The 21,745-nt window shown below is 69.0% G+C and carries 18 protein-coding genes and 1 pseudogene; 14 read left to right on the top strand and 5 right to left on the bottom strand.

Translation table 11 applies throughout. From position 1 onward, the window contains the following. Positions 1 to 570: 570 nt before the first annotated feature. The gene (locus tag ABD357_RS04655) at positions 571 to 2,970 is read left to right on the top strand and encodes a DEAD/DEAH box helicase (RefSeq protein WP_344387663.1); all 2,400 of its coding nucleotides are present in this window, start codon (positions 571 to 573) and stop codon (positions 2,968 to 2,970) included. A 16-nt stretch (positions 2,971 to 2,986) separates the two neighbouring features. Here ABD357_RS04655 and ABD357_RS44550 read toward each other — a convergent pair whose 3' ends face one another. Further along, positions 2,987 to 3,631, bottom strand: a complete 645-nt coding sequence (locus ABD357_RS44550) for an HNH endonuclease (RefSeq protein WP_425584742.1) — start codon at positions 3,629 to 3,631, stop codon at positions 2,987 to 2,989. Positions 3,632 to 4,399: 768 nt separating this feature from the next. On the opposite strand from ABD357_RS44550, the gene ABD357_RS44555 reads away from it, so the two are divergent. Both ABD357_RS44555 and ABD357_RS44560 read left to right on the top strand, forming a co-directional pair. Continuing rightward, positions 4,400 to 4,546, top strand: coding sequence for a hypothetical protein (locus ABD357_RS44555; protein WP_425584741.1), 147 nt, complete (start codon positions 4,400 to 4,402; stop codon positions 4,544 to 4,546). Between the two features lie 897 nt (positions 4,547 to 5,443). Continuing rightward, positions 5,444 to 5,824: pseudogene (locus ABD357_RS44560) on the top strand (TniQ family protein); the annotation flags it as partial. Positions 5,825 to 5,853: 29 nt separating this feature from the next. On the opposite strand, the gene ABD357_RS04665 reads toward ABD357_RS44560, so the two are convergent. Beyond that, a complete protein-coding gene (locus ABD357_RS04665) occupies positions 5,854 to 5,997 on the bottom strand; it encodes a nucleoside triphosphate pyrophosphohydrolase family protein (RefSeq protein WP_344387664.1) in 144 nt (47 codons plus the stop codon). Between the two features lie 103 nt (positions 5,998 to 6,100). On the opposite strand from ABD357_RS04665, the gene ABD357_RS04670 reads away from it, so the two are divergent. Genes ABD357_RS04670 through ABD357_RS04685 form a run of 4 tightly spaced genes read left to right on the top strand, consistent with a single transcriptional unit; the run spans position 6,101 to position 8,608 of the window. Beyond that, positions 6,101 to 6,379 (top strand): phosphopantetheine-binding protein, encoded by a 279-nt coding sequence (locus tag ABD357_RS04670; protein ID WP_344387665.1) that lies wholly within the window; start codon positions 6,101 to 6,103, stop codon positions 6,377 to 6,379. Continuing rightward, a complete protein-coding gene (locus tag ABD357_RS04675; protein ID WP_344387666.1) occupies positions 6,376 to 6,798 on the top strand; it encodes a helix-turn-helix domain-containing protein in 423 nt (140 codons plus the stop codon). The genes ABD357_RS04670 and ABD357_RS04675 overlap by 4 nt, the downstream gene beginning before the upstream one ends. Beyond that, positions 6,795 to 7,712, top strand: coding sequence for an ImmA/IrrE family metallo-endopeptidase (locus ABD357_RS04680; RefSeq protein WP_344387667.1), 918 nt, complete (start codon positions 6,795 to 6,797; stop codon positions 7,710 to 7,712). The genes ABD357_RS04675 and ABD357_RS04680 overlap by 4 nt, the downstream gene beginning before the upstream one ends. A 53-nt stretch (positions 7,713 to 7,765) precedes the next feature. Next, complete coding sequence (locus tag ABD357_RS04685; protein ID WP_344387668.1) at positions 7,766 to 8,608, top strand: hypothetical protein; 843 nt, start codon at positions 7,766 to 7,768, stop codon at positions 8,606 to 8,608. A gap of 24 nt (positions 8,609 to 8,632) precedes the next feature. Here ABD357_RS04685 and ABD357_RS04690 read toward each other — a convergent pair whose 3' ends face one another. After that, positions 8,633 to 9,649 (bottom strand): nucleotide kinase domain-containing protein, encoded by a 1,017-nt coding sequence (locus tag ABD357_RS04690; protein WP_344387670.1) that lies wholly within the window; start codon positions 9,647 to 9,649, stop codon positions 8,633 to 8,635. A gap of 48 nt (positions 9,650 to 9,697) precedes the next feature. Between ABD357_RS04690 and ABD357_RS04695 the strand changes: the two genes are divergently transcribed. Both ABD357_RS04695 and ABD357_RS04700 read left to right on the top strand, forming a co-directional pair. Next, positions 9,698 to 9,988: a hypothetical protein gene (locus tag ABD357_RS04695; RefSeq protein ID WP_344387671.1), complete on the top strand. Its 291-nt coding sequence runs from the start codon at positions 9,698 to 9,700 to the stop codon at positions 9,986 to 9,988. A gap of 708 nt (positions 9,989 to 10,696) precedes the next feature. Continuing rightward, positions 10,697 to 12,151, top strand: coding sequence for a hypothetical protein (locus ABD357_RS04700; protein WP_344387672.1), 1,455 nt, complete (start codon positions 10,697 to 10,699; stop codon positions 12,149 to 12,151). A 187-nt stretch (positions 12,152 to 12,338) separates the two neighbouring features. Here the strand turns inward: ABD357_RS04700 and tpg are convergent, their stop codons facing one another. Both tpg and tap read right to left on the bottom strand, forming a co-directional pair. Continuing rightward, the gene (gene tpg, locus ABD357_RS04705) at positions 12,339 to 12,929 is read right to left on the bottom strand and encodes a telomere-protecting terminal protein Tpg (protein ID WP_344387673.1); all 591 of its coding nucleotides are present in this window, start codon (positions 12,927 to 12,929) and stop codon (positions 12,339 to 12,341) included. 3 nt (positions 12,930 to 12,932) lie between these two features. Continuing rightward, positions 12,933 to 15,173, bottom strand: coding sequence for a telomere-associated protein Tap (gene tap, locus ABD357_RS04710; protein ID WP_344387674.1), 2,241 nt, complete (start codon positions 15,171 to 15,173; stop codon positions 12,933 to 12,935). 316 nt (positions 15,174 to 15,489) lie between these two features. Between tap and ABD357_RS04715 the strand changes: the two genes are divergently transcribed. From ABD357_RS04715 to ABD357_RS04735, 5 genes are all read left to right on the top strand, one after another. Further along, positions 15,490 to 16,827 carry a DNA-binding protein gene (locus ABD357_RS04715; protein ID WP_344387681.1) on the top strand — a complete coding sequence of 446 codons (1,338 nt, stop codon included), beginning with the start codon at positions 15,490 to 15,492 and terminating at the stop codon, positions 16,825 to 16,827. A gap of 158 nt (positions 16,828 to 16,985) precedes the next feature. Further along, positions 16,986 to 17,861, top strand: coding sequence for a TnsA-like heteromeric transposase endonuclease subunit (locus ABD357_RS04720; RefSeq protein WP_344387682.1), 876 nt, complete (start codon positions 16,986 to 16,988; stop codon positions 17,859 to 17,861). Beyond that, the gene (locus tag ABD357_RS04725; protein WP_344387675.1) at positions 17,858 to 19,987 is read left to right on the top strand and encodes a Mu transposase C-terminal domain-containing protein; all 2,130 of its coding nucleotides are present in this window, start codon (positions 17,858 to 17,860) and stop codon (positions 19,985 to 19,987) included. The genes ABD357_RS04720 and ABD357_RS04725 overlap by 4 nt, the downstream gene beginning before the upstream one ends. Positions 19,988 to 20,103: 116 nt before the next feature. Beyond that, on the top strand, positions 20,104 to 21,087 hold the full coding sequence (locus tag ABD357_RS04730; protein WP_344387684.1) for a TniB family NTP-binding protein: 984 nt from the start codon (positions 20,104 to 20,106) through the stop codon (positions 21,085 to 21,087). A 7-nt stretch (positions 21,088 to 21,094) separates the two neighbouring features. Continuing rightward, a complete protein-coding gene (locus ABD357_RS04735) occupies positions 21,095 to 21,724 on the top strand; it encodes a hypothetical protein (RefSeq protein WP_344387676.1) in 630 nt (209 codons plus the stop codon). Positions 21,725 to 21,745 lie beyond the last annotated feature (21 nt).

Consider the following 21,745-nt stretch of genomic DNA (forward strand, 5'->3'; position numbering starts at 1 on the left):
CCCGCGGAGCGGGTAATGCAGCGCTGACGCGCTGCATAGTGAACGGCTCCGCTGACGCTCCGCCAAATTCCCGCGCAAGCGCGGAAATTGAATTCCGCAAGCGGAATTCTAAACGCGTGTCAATTCGCGCAAGCGCGAATTGAGGAAATCCCGCAAGCGGGATTCCTGAGGCTGGCTATGAGGGGCAGGTGCATCACGCGCGGGCCTGTGTAGCAACTGGGAATCCCAGCCACCACTCCTACAACGGAAGTGACGGATCATCGGCCTGACGGGGTGCCGGCCCGGGGGTAGTGAACGGGCTCCGCTGCGCTCCACCCGAACCCCTCCCCCACCCTCGAAACCGTCCTCTCACGTTCACCAACGCCCCGGCATCGTACAGGACAACCGGCCGCTTGGGGGTGAGATTAGGGCATGTATCACTTTGGCGGCGGAAGTTGGCGACGGATGGTGCATCCTGATTCTGCGCTGTGTAGAGTCTGGGACCAGACACCACACATCCAGCGCCGCCCACCGCGCCGGGTTTCCCTTTCTGATTACGCGCCACATTCCGCGAAAAGGATAAAACGGGGCATGGCCGTGAAACTGCGTGACCATCAGATCGAGGCAGTAAGCGCCATTTTGCGCGGCTTCGATATCCCGCCGGGCGGTATTCCCTGGAACGGTCTTCGCGGGCAGGTGCACGCCGCGTGTGGCACGGGGAAGACGGTTATTGCTGCTGCGTCGGCGAAGCGGCTTGTTCCGAAGGGGCGCATTCTCGTGCTGGTGCCGACGCTGGATCTGCTGGCGCAGACGGTGAAGGCGTGGCACGACGCTGGGCATAAGGGGCCGGCGGTTGCGGTGTGCTCGCTCCAGGACGATCCGGAGTTGTGGAGCCTGAAGGTGCGCTCCACAACGAACCCTGTGCAGCTGGCTCTGTGGCATGGCCAGGGGCCGGTGACCATCTACGCCACGTACGCGTCGCTGGGCGTGCTGGCGGAGGCGTTCGAGGGCGTCTACGGCCAGCAATTGGCCCCGATGGACCTCGCGGTAGTTGATGAGGCGCACAGGACTTCGGGCTCGATGGGGAAGGCGTGGGCTGACATCCACGACCAGACCGTCATTCCGGCGTACCGGCGGCTGTACCTGACGGCGACGCCGAGGATTTGGCAGGAGCGTCCCAACTGGGAGGTCGCGGAGGGCGTCCGGGATCCGCTGCCGGAGGAGATGGCGGCTTCCATGGATGACGAGGCCGTGTTCGGCCCTGTCCTGTACAAGCTGTCGCTCGCATCGGCGGTGTCCCGCGGCTTGCTCGCGCGGTACCAGATCATCGTGCTGGAGCTCCAGGACCCGGTCGTCACCCCGGAGCGGCTGATGGGCGAGGAACGGCGCGGTGAGGAGGTGCGGGGGCAGCGTCTCGGGGCGCTCCAGGCCGCGCTGCTGCACACCATGAGCCAGCACGGACTCCAGACGTGCATCACCTTCCACCACCGGACTATAGAGGCTCAGGCGTACGCGGAGGGCCTGGAGCGCGTGGCGGCGAAGCTGCACGCGGACCAGCCGGAGAAGTACCCGGCGAAGATCTGGGCGGACTGGCTCTGCGGTGAGCATGTCCCTGAGCGCCGGCGGGAAGTCCTCGGCTCGTTCGGGTCCACCGCGCAGCGGGCCGTCCTCTCGAACTGTCGTGTTCTGGGTGAGGGCGTCGACATCAAAAGCGTGGACAGTGTGGCTCTGTTGGACCCGAAGGGCGCGCCGCACGACATCGTCCAGGCCATCGGCCGGGCGCTCCGTCAGAAGCCCGGGCAAGGGAAACTCGCCTCTCTGATCGTGCCGGTATTTCTCCAGCCCGGCGAGAAGCCGGAGGACATGTTCACCTCGGGATCGTACCGGCCTTTGGTGAAGGTACTCGCAGGTCTTCGGGCTCACGATGAAGAGGCCGTGGAACTGCTCGCCATTCCGCAGGAGCCGCAGAAGGATGTGGCACAGCCGTCCGTGAACATCGGTCCCGCACCGGAAGAGGGCGAGGAGGAATCACGTCTGTTGCTCCGTTTTGCGGCTCCGCGTGACCCGGTGATAGTCGCGGACTGGGTCAGCTTCAACGTGATCGACACGGAGAAGCAGGACTGGGCACGCGGCTGGGCGGCACTCAAGCGGTTTACCGAACGCGAGGGCCACGCGCGGGTGCCCTATGGCCACAAGGAGCCGCCCGGCCCGTACCCCCTTGGGCAGTGGGTGGCAGAACAGCGACGGGCGTACGGGGCCGGGCAGATGACCGGCCAACGCGCCCGGCGGCTGGAGAAGCTCGGCATGGTCTGGTCCATGGCGGATGAGCGGTTCCAGGAGAACCTAGAGGCCGCCCGCGCGTACTACGAGGCCCACTGGAGTCTCTGCGCTCCGAGGTCGGCAACAGCCCTGGACAGGCCAGTAGGACAGTGGTTGAGCAACCTGCGCCGCCCGGGTGCGCTGGACGGTCACCCGGAATGGGAGAAGGCCCTCAAGGAGATCGACGAGCACTGGAACCCGGACTGGCCGGTGGACTGGCAGCGGCACTACGCCGCGCTGCGTGAGCTGGTGCGCGACGAGGGCCAGGCCGACGTCCTGCCCGGCGTCACCGTGCACGGGATGGACGTCGGGCGATTTGTCCAGAAGAACCGTCAGCACACTGTCTGGGCTGGGCTGATGGACGGGCAGCGCGAGCTCCTGGAGGCGGTCGGCGTTGTGCCACTGCCGCCGGAGCAGGAAGCACCCGCCAGGGCCCCCAAGGCGGCCTCCGACGCCTTTGAGCGGGGCGTTGCAGCCCTGGCCCAGTACAAGGCCCGTACGGGCTCTGTAGCGCCCATCAGCCGCTCCCACGTCGAGGCGATCGTGATCGACGGCCAGGAACACCCTGTGAAGCTGGGCGTCTTCCTGTCGAACACGAAGTCGAGGCGCGCGAAGCTCACCCCCGACAAGCTGCAGCAGCTCGCCGAACTCGGACTGGAGTGGGCTATGTGAAGCATCGGCTGTAGAGCTACGGGCGGTCCCCCGACCACAAGCCGTGCAGGCGGTCAGCAGTGACCGCGAGAGCTGCTTGCAGCGTGTCTCGGTTGCGCCCTCGCTCCTTCATCGCGTGGCAATTTGGGCATAGGGCGATCATCTGTTTGGGATGGTCGCGCCCGCCCTCAGCGATCCGTTCTATGTGATCAACTTCTAGGATCGCTTGCCCATCGTCCGTGACATCCGCTGGTTGTCCGCCGCATGACGGATTCTCGCAGCGCCCCGAGGATCGCAACAGAACAGCCTGCCGAGCTGCTGAATATCTGATGGGATCCCGGCTGATCACCTCTCGCCGCTGCCCATGCATGCTTTTTTCGCGGTGCTCAGCCTTAGCCACCAATCGGCGGTACTCGTCCGTGACGAAAGAGGGCTTTCCTACCAGATCAGCCTCCGCGATGCTTCTGGCGGGTGCCCGGTTCTCGCACTGCTGATGACGGATGCGCCCCGGCGCCCGCACTGGTCTGTTGCAGACAGGGCACTGAACGAGCGTTGTCTCGTGGGCAGAGCGGCTTGCCGCGGACAGCGCCCGCTCGTCCTGTAGCGTCGGTGCCATCGGCTCCCGTGCGTCGGTCTCGATCGAACGACTGAGCACAGGTATGTTTGCCACTGCGGACGGCATCTGGGCTGATGTTTGCTGCGCGTGCGCGTCTTTCTGATAACGCCGTACGGCTGCTTTAAGCAATTCCTCGGCGGGCTTGACAGCCGGGGACTCTGGAGCCCCGAGAGCAGCGGCTGCTGACCGGGCAAGAGCTTGGAAGGCGGAGTGCAACCAGGAACGCCCCTCCTCAAAGTTGGCGTACGGAGCACCTTCTTTCAGCCCACGCGGACTCGCACTCGACCGAATGGCAACTGGACAAGTAACGCGTATTTCCACGGGGTTAGGCTTAACCAGTACGAACTTGCCCCGCGTCTCCTCGCCAATGTTGTGACGCCTGACATAGAGCACGTTAAAGACTTGGAGGCCGCTCAGCGGGGACAGCTTCAAAATCAGAGAACTGCGGGTGAGAGTATCGAGTGATCGACGCTATGACGGCATACATATCCTTCTCCTCTGCGAGGATCACCGTCCGTCGCGTCCTACGCTTCGCGCCGTCGCTCAAGAACTGCAAGAACTCTTCACCCATACGACAACGCTAGCGTCCATTCGAGTGTTGAGGTCCCACGCGGCATGCTCCGCCGGATCAATCCTGCGCGCGGCCTGATCATCGCTTCCAGGAGCCCTCGGGGTCCGCCGCCGCGCGCTGGACCTGTACGAGACGATCCCCGCCTAGCACCACCGCAAAGGCGCCGTACGGGAGCTGTGAGAGGTCCTGGCCGCCTGACACGGCGCCTCCGGGCTGCCGACGTCGTGAGGATGCCGTCCCAACCCCCTGCTTACCGTGGGGCGGTGACGACGCCCTCCGACGACGCAACCGTACCCGTGCCGGTCCGGGTCGTGCTTCCCGCCGACCCCGTACTCGGGCACGAGCCGCAGGAAGTCCTCGCCCGGCTGTGGAAGCGGCGGCAGCCCCCACGGGATGGGCCTACCTCGTAGGCCTGCCCGCCTTCCGAAACGGCGAGGGCGGCAGTGTAGAGGCGGCGGAGTACCGTGTGTGGGTGCGCGCCCTGGAGCACGTGCGGCCGGTCGACGGCGTCGACTACGACCAGGTCGTCACCGAGCGCCTGAATCCGTCGCCGCAGTCGGCGGTCCGCGAGTTACTCGAGGTGATGGCGCCAGCCTTCAGGGTGGGTGCTGCAGAAGGAACGCGGCGGCCGCAGCCCGGCCGGGGGCGTCTTGCACGCGCCGGACTGTGCCGCGGTCGCGGCGTCGGTTGGACGTTGCGACTCCATACAGCCAGGCCCACTGGCTGCCCTCGGCATGGAGATAGAGGGGGAGCGGCGTAGCCATCCCACGAGCCCGCTTACAGGCGGTGACCATGTCGCTGCGGGCGGCCAGCGAGGGGGGATAGCGGCTCGGACAGGACGTCAGAAACGTGTCACGGTCTCCGCATGACAGATGTGCAGCGGATTTACCGCCGATCTGAGAAGCGCCTCATCCCCCGCCGACTCTGCCCCGACTGCCGAGCCCCCGTTCGGGGCCACTGGAAAGAACACCCCGGTATGACTGCCGAGTTCGACCCACAGGGCGACGTCACCTGGCACTGCCTCGGCGAGCGATGCTTCACCGGGCGGGAAGGCTTCTGACCGGTCCACTGGCGTACGGCACGCGGCCGGTCCCGGCGAACACGGTGGCGCGGGTCGCCGCCTGGAGGTTCGGGTACGCAGCCCTGGGGACTGGGGGCCTGCCAGGATGAGGCGGTGAGCATCATCCCTCTGTGCACCGGCCCCCAGCCCCTCCCCCTGGCTCCCGACACCGCCACCGCGCGGTCGGGAGCCGTCGCACAGCGGGCCGCCGTCCAGCTACCGCCGAGCATCAGGCGCCGGAGACAGGGTGGGGAAGCTGTTGCTGACTAGGGGCGCTCTTCGCGTCGCTCCGCTGCAGGGTGAAATGACGCTGTCGTTCTTGGAGCGGGTAGCGGACAGGTATGGCCTGGCGGTGAGGATTCTGCTTTCCGCGGTCACCGAAGTGGGTGGTCAGCAGGATGTTGTTGGGGTTCTCAAGGCCGACAGTGAAGTGTTCTTGAACGCGGAGGCCCGGGAACGAGTTGCCGTGCTGTGCCGTGTGCCGCAGGAGGACTTGCGTCGGACGCTGCCGGCCTGGGAGCAGGAAGAGCCGCAAGGCCGGTACGGAGAAGGGCCGGCTGCGCGGCTCCACGCCGGGGTGGAGACGGTTGCCGCTTGGGGTCCGGCATGTCCGGGCTGCGTCGCCGCGCGGACCGGGCAGGCCGTATCCGCCCGCCTCTACCTGGCGGCGCACTCCACGGAGCCGGTCTCGCCGACGAGGCCGAGCAGGGGTATCAGGACCGGGTCGGTGCCGTCGGTGGCGGGCTGCAGGGTCTTGAGGGCTGCTTGCTGATAGCGGGCCAGGTGCACGCACACTCCCATGAAGGATCTTCCAACAGGTCTGTCGGATTTCCCGACATCGCTCTACAGTAGGTCAGGCCGGGCCGCCTGTCCGGGAGTTGAGCGAAAGGGCCAGAAGCAGAGCATGCCGTCGCACAGCGTCCAGGGAATCGTGGACATCGTCATCGATTTCCTGGCGGAGCACCAGGACAGGCCAAGCCACGACGTATACGAGGAACTGGCCGGTCGCGGACAGGACTTGCCGGTCGACTCGGTGCTGATCATGGAGATACTGGCGCGCATCGAGCAGCACTTCGAGGTCTCCGTCCCGGCCGACGCCGAGGCCGGGCGCTCCCTGCGTTCGGTGTGGGCGTTCGCCGAGACCGTGTACGACACCATGCAGGCGAAGGAGCATAAGCAATGAGCGGCAAGGCGCCGTCCCACACCGATACCGACATTGACCAGCGGGCCCGTCTGGGCCAGCGGCTGAAGGCGACCCGCGAGTACCTGGGGCTATCGCAGCAGCAGGTCGCCGAGCGCACCGGCATCGTCCGCTCGGCGGTCAGCGACATCGAGCGCGGCGTGCGCAAGGTGGAGGTGATGGAGCTGCAGAAGCTCGCGCGCCTGTACCGGCTGCCGGCGTCCTACTTCCTCGACGAGGAGGAGACAGCCGATGCCGGGGAACACGCATTCGCCGGACTGCCGCGCACCGCACGGCCCTTGAGCGAGGGTGACCGTATCGAGGTAGCGAAGTTCATCCAGTACCTACAGGCCCGCCGCCAGGCGGAGGAAGAGGAAGCAGGCGCCCCGCACTCCCCTCAGGAGCCGGAGGGCGGTGCGTGAGCTGGAACAGCGCCCACGGCGCCGCGATGATCGCGGCCGCGCAGGCCCACGAGGCGCTCGCCGCCGAAGTCGACGACTACATCGACGTGTTCGGTGCACTGCGGCGAGCAGGCGTAGAGGTCATGGGGCAAAAGCTGGGAGGCCTGCTGGGCCTGTACATCGACGGCAGCAAGGGCATTCCAGGGTGTTTGGTCAACACCGGCCTGGAGGAGGTGAGCATGCGACACACCGCCGCTCACGAACTGGGCCACCACCTTATGGGCCACGGCACCAGCATCGATCACCAAGAGCAGTCGTTGGGCCGGTGGGGTGAGGGGTGGCCGCAACACGAGCGGGAAGCCGAGGCCTTCGCCTCCTGGTTCCTGATGCCTCGCCCCGCCGCCCGCGCCGCTCTGGCCCGCTGCGGCGTCATACGCCCCGAATCCCCGCTGGACGTGTACCGGATGGCCCGCTGGCTGGGCACCCCCTACGCCACCACCGTGCGCCACCTGGTGCGGCTGAAGATGATCGACCGGTCCACCGAGACCGTGTGGCTGAAGCACTCCCCCGGCACCCTCAAGGCGGAACTCTCCGACGGACTGCCGCTCGGAACGCAGGCGCACATCCACGTGCTCACCCCCGCCGCGCACGGTGCCACCCTGCACGTGACCGCCGGCGACTGCCTCCTGCTCGCCGTCCCCAGGGCGGGCTACGACCAGCTGCCCACAGGCTTGATCAGCACACCGGCGGACACGGATGGACAGCTCTCGTTCCTGGACGTGACCGCCGCACCCGAACAGGGCCACGCGGCGTGGGTGACGCAGGAGCTGGCAGTAGACAGCACCCTGACCGCCACCGCCGAAAGCACAGAGCTGTTCCGCGTGAACCTGCGGCGCACGCCCGGCCGTGAAGGGTCCGACCGCTTCTGGGCCTGACGGCCCGCACCACCGCACGGCGCCCACCAAACCGCCGATCAAGGAGCGAGCCGATGCACACGTTCACCGTCGACGCCCCGGACGTCTCCCGTGCATGGCTGGAGGCCTGCACCCGCCTTTCCGAGATGCCGGGCAAGAGGGCCTTCCATACCGTCGTGCGCATCGCGAACCCTCTGCAGGAGGACCCGCATCTGCGCGCCGAACTGGACCGGCTGCGCTCCACCCGCACCAAGCCGCCGCTCTACCCCATCGACACCGTCGTCAACACACTCTTCCCCGCCCAGCTCGCCGCCACGTGCACCACCCACAACGAGCTCACCGACCGCTACCGCACCTTCTATCCGCGGCTGCGGGAGGTCAGGCGCAACGCCCACGGCACCTACTTCGGACGGCTCGTCGCCTACCCGGGCACCGCCGAGAAGCCAGAACCGGTCGACCAGCTCGCCCGCATCATCCGGCGCCTGGACAAACTGCGCTCCTCGGCGAAGTGGAGCGCCGTCTACGAGGCCGGCAGCGCCCATGTCACGGACGACGACGAAGCATGGGAGGAGGAACCGCCGCAGACCACGACGGGCACCGAGGCCGCGATCAGGGCTGCAGCCCTGGACACCCAGACGCTGGACTTCCCCTGCCTGAGCCACTGCTCCTTCCAGCTCGACAGCGCCACCGACACCGTGCACCTGGCCGCCTACTACCGCAGCCACTACATGTTCGACCGCGCCTACGGCAACTACCTCGCCCTGGGACACCTGTGCGCCTGGGTCGCCCGCCACGCCCAGCTCACGCCAGGCGCGCTGACCGTCATGGCCGGATGCGCCCGGCTGGACTGCACCAAGTCCGAACTCGGCGCCCTCCAACACTCCCTCACCACACCGCTGTTCGGCCTTGATGCCTGATCCAACACGGCGGGCAGCCGACGCCTAATTCAGGCCCCACTTGGGCGGGAACCAGGCCCGCAGCGACGCGCCGTCCTGCCGGTAGGCCTGCTTGATACGGCTGCGACCGCTGATGCCGGTGATGTCCGGGTGGGCCACCCGCGCGTACTTGTCGACCTCGCAAAACAGGTTCTGGCAGTCGATCAGCTGCAGCGGCCGTCGTGCCTTCAACCCTGCGAAGGGCAGCTGCAGGCGGGCAAAATGCTCCTGCTGGGAGTCGGCCATGTAGCGGATGACGTCGGCCTCGATGCCGTCGGCGGCAGGACCGAAGCACTTGCGGATGCCGTCACGCGCGCCAGGGCCGGGCACAACGAAGTCCATCTCCGAAAACCCAAGGTGCGGCGCGTAGTTGAGATCGATGACGAACTGGTAGGCGAGGAACGGCCCGAGCGCCGGGTAGCCGATGAGCACCTCGTAGGCCTCGCGCATCGTGGCTGCCCCAAGGACGCGCTCGGGCGCGCCGGTGGTCATCATCATCTCCAGCAGCCGCAAATGGTTGCGGTGCTTGCGCCCCTCACCCAACTGCGGTGGGGGCACGATGTAGGCGGCCGAATACAAGCGCTCCCCCTTGGCGAACGCGGCTGACAGCACCCGGTCGTAGGCCGCGTAGTCGTAGGTCTCCCAGCGCACCTCCCTCACCTCGCGGGACAGCAGCTCCCAAGTGGACTCCTTGTTGAAGATCTTGAACAGCAGGGTGCGGAAGAACACCTCCTCCCACTCCTGTGGGCCCTGGTAGATCACGTCACCGATCACGGCCTGACTGACCCGGTCGGCCGCGCGGTAGCAGTTGGTGAACCGGTGCCGGGCCAGGATCGGATCATCGGTCCACGGCTGGGCCCGCCCGGCCAGACGAGCCTCATACACAGCCTGCCGGGCCGAGGCGAACCGCCAATAGGTATCGAAGACCGGCGTCGGCTGCAGTTCCCGGCCCCCCGCACGCACGGTTGCCGACGCGGAGCCGAGTCGCCCGAGAGCCTGACGGTCTTGCAGCAGCGTCACCATGGTCGCAATATATATTCGATATACGTCCACTACCACCGAGGGAGAGCCATGGAGTTGCTGTGCCACCAGCAGCGCCGCACGACCTCGGTGCTCTGGCCCGAGGATGTCGACCGCAGGCTGAACATCCTGGTCCGCGCGGCGGCGGCAGCCGGTGAACGAACCTCCCGCGCCGAACTTTTGGCCGCCCTGGTGGTAGCAGTCGACGTCGAGCCCGAGCAGGTAGCCGCTCGGCTACACCACTACCGCTGCCTGCCAGCCGACGCACTCACCGCCGACGAGGATCGAGACGATCTCCCCGTCGTACAAGCCCCAGGCCCACGCCGCGTCTCTTCGACATAACGATCAGGCCGCGCCCAGGGCACGTGGTGGAATTGCCCAACTATCCACTCACGACATGGTCCTGACGACGCGTCGCTGCCCCATAGCCGAGTCACAAGGCCGGGAGCTGCTGCGGCAGCTTTATCAAGACCATCTGGACCTGCGCGCGCTGCGCGAGGAGCATGATCACGACGCTGGCCGAGCCTCCACTGCCGCCGCCTGCTGTCCACCGTGATGGCCACGGTGGCGGTGCGCCAGCTGGCCACCGGTGCCCCGGGCGCGCAACCGGGATCCGGCCGACGACGTGTTCGGGCTAGGTCCGCAGGTCAAGCCAACAAAGCCTGCCTATGCGACAACTACCGTGCTTCGTGAGCCGAAGCTCAGGAGTTGTCACCAGCGGAGGCGGATGAGCTGGCGAATCGGACCGGTCGAAGCAACCTGGTTGTCACCGGCGAGGCATCCAACTTGTCACACACGCTCATTCAGCAGTCCTTCTGTCACCAGAAGCGAAGAGCGAGAGTTCGCTGCTCTCCGAGGCGGTTCTATGGGGTCATGGCCGCTCTACGCGCTGGGTCCGGAGAGTAAAAGACCGGCGCGCACCCCAGCCGTGCAGCCGGGTCCTGACGCGGGCCCGCCCTGACCAACGACAAGCCGTTCCCGTCTAGTTGGAGCTCGCGGGCACGAGCCATCGGCATGGCCATCGGCCTGCAGGCGATGCATCATGGAACGATGAGGTTCCGTCGGTCGCGGCAGGGACGCACCAAGGACGTGCTGGTTGCTGCCCTCTACGAGCGCAACAGCCGGGCCCGTGAGCGGATCGACCGGTGGTGGGCGGCTGGCGGAGCCCACCGCGACGAGGTCTGGCGCGGCGCATGGTCCCTGCTGTCAGCGGCGCACTTCAGGTTCGGCAACCACGAGCGGCCGGAGCGGGTCGTTCCGGTGCTGGAGTTCCTGCTCGAGGCCGACCCCACGTCCCCCTACCGGCCGCGGGTCCGGCTGACCGCCTGTCTCCCGCAGACCGCCGCCGACCCGCCGTACGGCGAGTACACGGGCCATCCATGGGCCCCGCGGCTAGTCGAAGCCGCGCTAGAGTTCCCCGATCCCGTATTGCGCCAACGGTTAGCCGACCTGTTGTCCGTCACCGACCAGCCCGCCCTGCTGGACGCCCTCGAAACCGCCTTCCGGCCGCGTGCGCATCTGGGCCCGATGACCTACACCGGGGCGGCACCGCCCGGCCATGAAACCCGGTGCAACCTGTGGCTTGAGGGCGAGCCGAATTCGTTCTTGAAGATCGTCTGCGCCAACCCAAACCTGCCTCGGCCGCCCGCCCAGCCCGGCGACATCAACCTGTCTTTGCTCGCACTTCTGAAGGACCGGCCCGATCTGCTGCCGGCATTTGACCAGGGCGCCCTGGCCCTGCGGCTGCTGGAGTATCTCACCACCTGGCTGCCGGAACAGGTCCACGACCGGTGCCGCCGCGCGCTGCGTGACCTGTCTGCCCGAGAGGGTGTCACGGCGATGTGTGACCAGGCCATGCGCGGTGACGCCGAGGCGATTGCCGCGGCCCGCGACGCCGGGTACCGGCCGGCCAGCCCCGCCTGGACACCCATCTTCCTGCTGCTCACCCGGCAGTTCGCGGCCTATCGCGAGGCCGATCCGAACGGGCGGGTCCTGCAGCTGACGTGCTCCATCGACGGGTCAAGGATCGGGGAGGACGTCATCATCGACCGGATCCTGGCAATCCTGGACACGGACCTGCCCGACGACGTGGCCGCAGCCGTACGGAAGTCCCTGCGCGACCTCGATCCCTTTAAGTTCGAGGACATCAGACGCTGGGGTATGCGGAGGGCCATCCTGACCCGCGCGATCGAGCTCGAGCCGGAGGCGGTCGCGGCCGTGGTCGACGCGGGCTACCTGCCCGAAGACGACGACCAGAAGCTGCTCCCGCTGCTCTTCCTCACCGAGCAGTTCGAGCGGTACGACCGCGAAGACCCGAACGGCACAAGGCTACGCGCCATCCTCGCCGAGGAGCCTTACCCGTACGAGCACAAGCATTTCCGGACCGTCGCAAAGCGGGCGAGACGCCCAGATCCCTGGCCGCCCAAGCAACCGTCGCCGTCGGGTGACCGAACGTCGACCCGGCACGCCACCACTTGGCCGAGCAGCTTCGGCGGCCACTTCTGAGCCGAAGGGTCCGGCATCGGCACATCATGCCGATCGTTCCGATGGCCTCACCGCTGTAGGAGCCCGAACCCAGTGCCGCTGTCGCGGAGCCGTCGTCGTTCAGGCTCAGTGACAACAAGTCTGCCTATGTGACAACTATCGTGCTTCGGCTCACTTCGGCTCATCAAGCCTGCGACGCCCTCGGCTTTCAAAAGGCGACGTCGATGTAGTCGATGTTGGTGAATTCGACTTCGAGCTGGTCGGCGCGGCGTCCGTTGTCCTTGAAGTACATCTCTTGGATACCTTCGGCGATGACCTCATTTGGGCTCTGGGCGCCGATGCCCTGCTGGGCGTCGAAGAGACGCTGGGCGTACTCGGCGGGCAGGTGGACGGTGATACGGCGCAGGCGGCCGTCGTCGGTGGTGCCGATGGGTGCGGTGTAGCCGAAGCGGGCGCGGGCTTCCACGGTGATCCCGGTTGCGGCGGCGGCCTGCTTGCGGCGCCGGTCACGGACCTTCGGCTGCCAGCGGGCGCGCACGGCCGCCTCGATCCGGTCGGCGACCGTCTTGGGCGGGTGCTTCCGTTCGCCGGTGCGGTAGCGCTCCACGGAGCGCTGGGTGACACCGAGTTCCTGGGCGACGGCTTTGGTCGTCTTCAGCTTCCCCAGCAGGAAGTTGATGCGGCCCTTGAGGGTCTTGGGTGGCTCGCGGGTGAAGGCTTCCTCGCCGGCGCGGTCGACGGCCTCGTTGATGAGGGCGTCGTCGGCGTCGGCGTTGGTGGGGCGGATGCGGCGGACCATGGGCTACTCCCCTTCGTCCAGGACGGCGTCGCCGCCCTTGATGTGGCGGGCGGGGTTGTAGCCCTGCTCGATCAGATCGACCGCCCAGGCCATCTCCTGGATACCCTCCAGCTTGCAGAATCCTGGGTTTGCGCCGAGCCGGAAGGTGCCATACACCGGGGTGCCGTCGCCGTTGGAGGGCAGAAAGTGCAGCGGGGAGGGTCCGCGACTGGCGTAGACGACGCAGTCCGAGAGCACCGCCAGCGGGTACAGGGCGGTCAGGGTGGCGAGCTTGGCCATCTTGCGGTGCATGTTCACCCGGGCCTTGGCGATGACCGCGGCGCGGATGTCGGGCCGCCAGGTGGGGCGTTCCAGGGCGGGCCAGCGCTCCCCGTCCTTGTAGTGGCGGCCCTGGGGGCGTTCGCGGAGCTTGCCGATGCCGCCCTTGACGGTCGACTTGATCGCCGACAGCACCATGGCGCCCTGCCGGTGCCGGCGGACCGCGACCGCCAGGTCCTCGTCGCTCATGTCGGCGCGGCCTGTGGGCAGTTCGGCGAGCGCCGCGCGCAGGCCTTCGAGGTGCGTCTCGTCGGCGGCCGCGTACGTCTTGTGCAGCGCCATCGCGTCCAGGAACGCCACCGGGTCGGCGTCCTTGTCGACGGGGATGCTCATGTCGGCGGTGGTGGTGAGGTAGGCGTCCTTGAGCTGGTCGTGCCACGGGTCCAGGTATGCACCCATCTTTTCCCGCACGTACGCCTCGATCGGACGGACCTCGTAGCCGAGTTCCTCGGCGTAGGCGAGGGTCGGGGTGGTGTACCAGCCGGGCTTCTCGGGACGCTGTCCGCTGGGGGTGAAGGGGTTGGGCAGGCGCGGATCCAGCTCGATGTGGGAGAGGTCCACCAGCCACGTGCCGGGGACCTTCTTGTCGAACACGGGCGCGGCGTGGTGCACGGGTTCCGACAGGCCGACGGTGAGGCGCGCTGCGGCCGCGAGGAAGGCGGTGTTGATGTCGATACCCACCGCCCAGGGCAGCAGGCACTCCTCATCGGTGAGCAACTGCGGGTCGCGCACCCACTGGTAGGCCTCCTCATCGAGGAAGCCGCGTTCCCAGCCCTGCGCGACTGGATGCTCGGGCGGGGCCTCCGGCGGCGCCGGGTCCACCGGCTTCGTCAGTGCGCCGGGGTTCGGGCCGGAGACCCACTCACCGGTCGCCTCGTCCTTGACCGGGCGGGTCGGCGGCCGCAGTGCGGTCATCAGCTCCAGGCCCGTCACAGCCGTCGAGCCGCGCGGAGTGAGCACCCGGGACGCGAACACACCCAGGACACGGGCCAGATCGGCGGGGTGCAGCTGGGCGGCGTCGCCCCAGGCGCGGGTGTCCAGGGCGTCCCACGGCAGGATCGCCAGTTGCACGCACTGCCGCTGGCCGCCCTGCGCGGGCCGGTAGATCCGCGGCCACGGGCCGAACCCACGCTGAGTCAGCTTCCACTTCGCCTTGGCCAGTTGCCTGACGACCGGGTGGTCCTCCGCCAGGCGCAGGCCCCGCCGGTCCTCCAGCTGTTCGGGCAGACCGAACCGGGCGGCCGCCGATTCGGTGAGGACAATCAGCGGGTCGGAGTCCTTGCCGTTCCGGTGCAGCCGGGCCGCACCGGTCCCCGACTCCTGCAGCGCCCAGTCCACCAGTTGCGCCAGCGTGGTGGCCGGGCACTCCAGCAGTACGCCGCCGAGGCAGTACGCGGTGCCGTCCCCGTCCAACACGGCCAGAGGCCCGTTCGGGAAACGGGAGTCGACTGTGGGCGCGGCCGCCTTGGCCCGCGACGGACGCCGTGACGTCGGCGCCGGCCTCAAGGCGCTGGCCGGACGGGATGCAGCGGAAGCAGGCCGGTGGGGGCGCGGGGAGCTCGCGGGCACAGGCGCCGCACCGTCAGCAGCCTCGTCGACGGGCGCGGGCCGCTTGGGTGCGGGTGCGGGCCCGGTGAAGGTCTCCGGCACGGGCTCGGGGGCCGGATCGGCCGGGTGCTTCGCCACCCAGCCTTCCAGCAGCCGCAGATACGCCTCACGGCGTGGCGGACGCGGCTCGGACCGGCCGCTCTCCCAGTTCTTTACCGTCTGCGTCGTGGTCCGCAGCACCTGGGCCAGCCGGGCCTGCGTGACGCCGGCCGCTTCACGCAGCCGGGCCCGCTCTCCCGGCGGCGGCAACTCCGGCTCGCCTGCCAGCAGTTCGTCCACAGCCGCGAACAGCTCATCCTGACTTGGCCGGTCCGGCATACGCCACCTCCAACCCGCACACTAGCAAAAATTATCCTTGAATATAGCCAATTTCTTAGCCCTGGAATACGTAATATTGGGTCATACAGGGTGAATTGACAAGAGGAAGGAGGGCTCGGCCGCAGCGGGGACGTCTGGTGCTCGCCCGGCGTGACTTGCGCGGCGGTGTCCGACGCAGTTGTCATGCAGGACGCATCGTCGTGAGAAGGCTGAGGTCGAAGTGGTCCACTCTCCCGGGCAGACCTACCAGGGCGATCCCCACCGCGTCGGGGTGTTCCGCATCGCTCCCTTCAGCGGGGAGACGACGTCGTCGCTGATGGGCCGTCTCGCGCACCGCTACGGGCTGCACGCCAAGGATCTGCGGTCGTGCTGGCAGTGGCGGAACTATCCGCCCACGTACGACAGCGGCGGCCCGCGGGCCGATGCCGAGGTGCTGCTGAATGCGGCGGGTCGCCAGCTTCTGGCCAATCTGTGCGGTGTCGGGCCCGACATCCTGGCGCGGGCGCTGCCGTCCTGGGGACAAGAAGATGCCAAGCTGCCCGCCGCAAAGGATGCGACGGGGCCGGCGGCAGCGTGGCGGATCGGCGGCGCGGTGGTCGGTCCGGTGGCGTTCGACTGCCGCCTGTGCGCAGCCCGGCGCACGGGGACGGTCGTGCGGGTGGTGCGGTACGCGCCGGGGTGGGAGCGGGTGTGCGCCCGGCACGGGCGGTGGCAGCTGGACGCGGACGCCGACCAACCGCTGGAGCACCTGGACTTACGTGGCGTGCCGGAGGTGGTCGCGGCGCAGCGGCGGTGGGCCGGTGTGGGACGCCGGGCCGTGCGGGCCGGTGCGGAGCCGGAGCGGGTGTTCGCTCTGGCGCATGCGGTGGTGGCGCGGTGGTGGGAGCAGGCGCTGCAGTGGGAGCGCGAGAAGGTGTGGCCGCGGCGGCTGCACCAGGTCGCGGGCGGCAACGCCGGAGCGGATCTGGAGCGGTGGCGGATCGTGGGACGGGACGCGGTCGTCTTCCCCGAGGTGGTGGCCGTGGCTGACGCGCTGCTGGACCCGGCCATGGCCGAGCTGGCGTGGCGCGACAGCGGCGCCGGACGGCCGCGGCCGCTGCCCGCCGACGGGGCGTTCTGCCGCCGGCTGGGCGAGCGGGTGGGCCGGCCCTGGCTGGGACCTGTGGCCGCGACCGACTACGGCGGACCGCTGACCTCCTGGATGGGCAGCGTCATCCGCCTGCGGCGCGGCGCCGGCGGCCCGCCCGGATACGGCAACGATCCCTGGTGGCTGCGCCAGGAACACCAGCCCTCCACCATGGCCGGCCAACTGCGCGTGCTGGGCAAGGAGAAGAAGGCGCCCGGGTCGGGGAGGATGTGGCGCGCGACGGTGCCTGCCGAGCAGCGGGCGCTGATCACCAGCGCGATCGAGAACGCCGAGGAACAACTGCTGCAGTTGCGCGGGACACAGACCGGGCCGACCGCCGTTGTCGCCCGGCAGCTTCTGCGCACCCTCGGCCGCAGTGCCGGCCTGATCGAGAACGCCTGGAAGCGGACCGCCCTGGCGGCGGCGAACGCCGGAGTGCCCCTGGACGAAGTCGCCCAGTGGGCGGGAATGTCCGCCGACGCCCTGAGGGAGGTGCTGACGTCCGGCCAGCAGGACGACGGCGGCTGACGGGGACAGGACGCCCGAGGGCTTCGTCAACCGTTAGCTGATGCGGTACCCGTTTGTGGCCGGAATCCCGGAAACGGCGGTCCCTGCCAGCGGGTACGGCTTGGCTGGAGCAGGTGATCAACGCAGGTACAGCCGGGCCGCAGGGCCGGGCAAGGCGGGTGGCCGCGGATCGCGGCGCCGGATTCGAGGCGGTCTTCCTCGACCCAATCGGGAAGGTGGTCCAGCAGCGGTGGGTGGATGCGGCCCTGGCAGTGGCGTTCGAGGACCTGCCTCCGGTGTCCGCGTTCCCGGTGATCCCGGGGCGGCGGTGGGGGCCGGGCCTGTGGTGGTCGGCCACGACCGGGCGGCATGTTTCCGCGGGATCGAACGCGATGCGCACCCAGCTGATGGTCCTGGACCGCGACCCGCGCGTTGTCGGCCTGTCCGGGCGGCCGGTGCGGCTGCTGTGGCGCAACCCTCGCGGGCAGGTGCGGTCCTGGGTGCCGCAGCTGTTCGCCCGCTACACCGACGGCACCGCGCTACTGGCCGACTGCCCCAGCCACCCCGAAGCCGGCGGCGAACGCGCCCTGAAGGCCGCTGAGGTGATGGCCGAGGCGTGTGCGCTCATCGGCTGGACCTACCGGCGTCTTGCGCCGCTGGATGAGGTGCTGGCGGCGAACCTGAAGTGGTTGGCCGGCTACCGCCACCCCCGCAACGCCGGCCGCCTCCACCTCGCGGCCGCCGTACAGCAGGCGTTCACGCGGCCACGGCCGCTGATCGAGGGTGCCGAAGCGGTCGGCGACCCGATCGAAATCCTGCCCGCCGTCTTCCACGCCATGTGGCACGGACACCTCTCCACGCCCCTTCAGACCCCGCTGCACGAGCGGATCCTGGTCGGGCCACGCACCCTCCCCGACGTCGGCGACAGGACAGGCCGTCACAACAACGCCGACGGCGATGCCCCAGGCGGCGCTTCCTGTGCCGGCGGCTTGCAGCAGGCTCCTCAGGACGCGGCACACGAGGCCGCAGGCGACGGTCACGGAGGTGGGCGGTGAGCGGGCGGCGCGGTGGGAGGCCGGTGCTCGAGGTCGGCGCGCATGTCCGCTTCCGTGACCGCACCTGGCAGGTGGTCGCCCTGGCGGGGCAGCAGATTCACCTAGCCGGTGAGACCGGAGAAGACGAGACCGTTGTGGCCGGGCATCTGTTCGCCGACCCGTCCTTCACCATCGTGGGCGCCGAGATGCCCCAAGCGGTAACGCAGTGGGGGCTGTTCGAAACCGCGCCCAAGGAAGCGCAGCAGAAGGCGCTGGCCTGGCAACGGCACATCCGTGAGGTGGAGTCCGGCCTGCCGCCCGACGGGCCCGGCGCCGGCGGAACGCCGCGGCCGCAGTACGACCCCGACCAGTTCACGTTGGCCCAGCGTGAACAGGCCAAGGCCGCGGAGCTGACCGCCATCGGCTTCGGGCCTGTCTCACGCACCACCGTGCAGCGCATGCGCCTGGCCTACCGCAAACAGGGGCTGTGGGGCCTGGTCGACCACCGCACCACCCGCCGCCCCAGCCCCACCGGGCGCACCGACGAACGCGTCATCGCCGCGATCGAGGAAGCGCTGCGCCGCCAGCGCGGCCGTTCCAAGGGCACCATCACGGGCCTGAAGCCCCTGGTCACGCAGATCCTTACCGACCGGCACGGCCGCGGCACCGTGCCCACGCCCGCCCAGGCCACCTTCTATCGGCTCGTCCACCAGCTCGCCGACCCCGCCGAGCACCCCCACCGCCCCGCCCGCACTCTCCCCTCCACAGCCCGCGGGCGGTCATTCACCCCGACCGTGGCACTGCGCCCGGGCGAACAGGTGCAGGTCGATACCACCCGCCTCGACGTCCTCGCCGTCTTCGACAACGGCACCACCGGCCGGCCCGAACTCACCATCGCCGTCGACGTCGCCACCCGCGCCATCCTCGCCGCCGTCCTGCGCCCGGCCGGCACCAAAGCCGTCGACGCGGCCCTGCTGCTGGCCGAGATGGCCGTACCCCACCCGGCCCGCCCCACCTGGCCCGACGCACTGCGCCTCGCCCACACCCAGCTCCCCCAGCTGAAACGGCTGATGAACCTGGACGAACGGCTCGAGGGCGCGGCGGCCCGGCCGGTCGTGGTGCCCGAGACGATCGTCGTCGACCGGGGCAAGGTCTACCTGTCCACGGCGTTCACCGCCGCCTGCGAAACCCTCGGCATCAGCGTCCAGCCCACCCCGCCCCACGCCCCCGCCGCCAAAGGCATCGTGGAGCGCACCTTCGGCACCATCAACGCCCTGCTGTGCCAGCACCTGCCCGGCTACACCGGCTCCGACGTCACCCGCCGCGGACCGGCCGCCGAAACCGAAGCCTGCTTCAGCGTCACCCAACTGCAGGACCTGCTCGATGAATGGCTGATCCACTACCACCACCGCCCCCACGAAGGCCTGCGCCACCCCACCCTGCCCAAGAAGGCGCTGACACCGAACCAGATGTGGGCCGCCCTGGTCGCGGTGGCCGGCTACGTGTCCCTCCCCCTGAACGGCAACGACTACCTCGAGCTGTTGCCGGTGCGCTGGCAGGCCATCACCGAACGCGGCATCCGCATCGACCACCGCACCTACGACCACGACCTGCTCGCCCCCTACCGCGGCCAGCCCTCCTGCATCACTGCACGCGGCGGCAAATGGGAAGTCCACACCAACCCCCACGATGCCCGCCAGGTCTGGGTCCGCCTGCCCGACGGACCCCTCACGGAGATCCCGTGGATCCACCGCGACCACATCCACCAGCCCTTCAACACCGCCACCTGGCAGCACATCAAAACCATCACCACCCGCCACGGCGACCGCGACACCCACGAAGCCGACCTCGCCGACGCCCTCGACCAGCTCATGCGCCGCGCCCACACCGGCACCGCCACCGCAGACGAGCAACGCCTGATCACCCGCACCGCACCGCTGAAAACACCCCCGACCGCGGCCGACACCCGCACTCCCCCCGCCCCGCACCCACAGGCCGACGGCTGGGACGCCGACAGCCTCGACGACCTCGATGACCTGCCCGACGACCAGGAACAGGCCGACGAGGAACCCGGCGACGACAACGCCCACGCCCCGTACACCGGACTCGGCCTCTACGACCCCGCCCAGGAAGCCCTCAACTGGTGACCACCCACCCGCGAACCACCACCGCCAGCCACTCCCCCAGCCCGGCAAGCCGACCCGCTCGAACCGAAGTAGACGCCCAGTGGCCGGAGGCGCACGAGGCCGAGCCTCAGTGGCCGATCACCACCTGGCAGGGCTGGCAACACTTCGCCACCACCCCACCACCCACCCCGCCCAAGCCCGGCACACCACCCCGCAGCCCGGAAGAACGCCTCGCCTACCACTCCGCATTCGTCACCGTCCGCACCTCCGCCATCGACACCCTCGCCCGGCAGGTGCGCACCCTGATGCTGCTCGGCCGCCACCAGCAGACCACCGCCCGGCCCTCACTGATCGTCACCGGCCCCGCCGCGGCCGGGAAAACGACCGCCCTCCTCGAAGTCGGGCGCACCTACCACCTCGCCCACACCCGCAAGAACCCGGCCCCGCACAGCCGCGCCCACCACCAAGTGCCGGTCGCGTACCTGCTGGTGCCACCCGGCGCCACCGCCAAGACCCTCGCCACCGAATTCGCCCGCTACCTCGGCATCCCCGTCACCACCCGCATGACCCAGGCCCAGATCACCAGCGCCGTCTGCCACACCTACACCCAAGCCGGCGTCCGCCTGGTCCTCATCGACGAAATCCACCGCCTCAACCCCCGCACGACCACCGGTGCCGAAGCCGCCGACCTGCTGAAAGACCTCACCGAACGCATCAAAGCGACCTTCGTCTACACCGGCATCGACGTCGCCGCCACCCCCCTGTTCGCCGGGGTCCGCGGCGCCCAACTCGCCGGCCGCGCCAGCCTCATCACCTGCGGCCCCCTCCCCGCCCGACACGGCACCCGCCGGCCCTTCCCCGACCTCATCACCGACATGGAAGCCGCCCTCGACCTCCAGCAGCACACATCCGGCACGCTCCGCCGCCACGCGTCCTACCTCCACCAGCGCACCGCCGGCCGCATCGGAAGCCTCGCCCGCCTCGTCCGCCAAGCAGCCATCACCGCCATCTGCGACGGCACCGAACGCATCACCAAGAAATCGCTGGAAGCCATCCAGCTCGACCACCTCGCCGAAGAAGCAAGGCGCCCCCGCACCCGCCGACCGGCCCAAACGGCATGATGCGGACATGAAGAAGACCACGGATACACCGGCTGACGAGGAGTTCACTGCCCTCTGCGGCCGGGCGTGGGACGTTCTGATCCCCGCCCGTGCCGACTACCTGGCCGACGTCTCACACCACTACGACGAGATCTTCCACGAGGTCGCACAGCGAACCGAACACACCGGCAGCCTCGGCAAGACGGACATCGCAGCCCTCGTCGTATGGAAACGGCTCTCCGCACAAACCCGTTGGGTGACAGCCCTCATGTCCCTGCCCGACGCGCACGTGCGAGCCGTCACCGAGCGGGCCGTCACCGCCGTCCGCGACACCGCCCTCACCCGCGGCGAAGCCGCCCGCACCGGACGCGGCATCCTCTGGGAACTGCCCGGCTTCCGCACCGGCGACGCCCTCGCCTCAGCCGTCCTCACCGCAGCGGCCCCCACGCGGATGGCCGTCTACGACCGCCGCGTCCAGCACGCCCTCGACACCCTCGGCCTCACCCTCACCCCCACACCGGGACGCTACGGCCGCTACCTCCACCTCCTCGACAACCTCCTCAAGCGCGGCGCAGCACGCGCCGACGGCTGGACAGCCCGCGACATCGACACCGCCCTGTACTGGACCGGCAGACCCGACCCGGCACCAAGCCGCTGACCAGCACAACTCGCACCGGTC

This window comes from Streptomyces vastus (assembly GCF_039532825.1).
GTDB lineage: Bacteria > Actinomycetota > Actinomycetes > Streptomycetales > Streptomycetaceae > Streptomyces > Streptomyces vastus.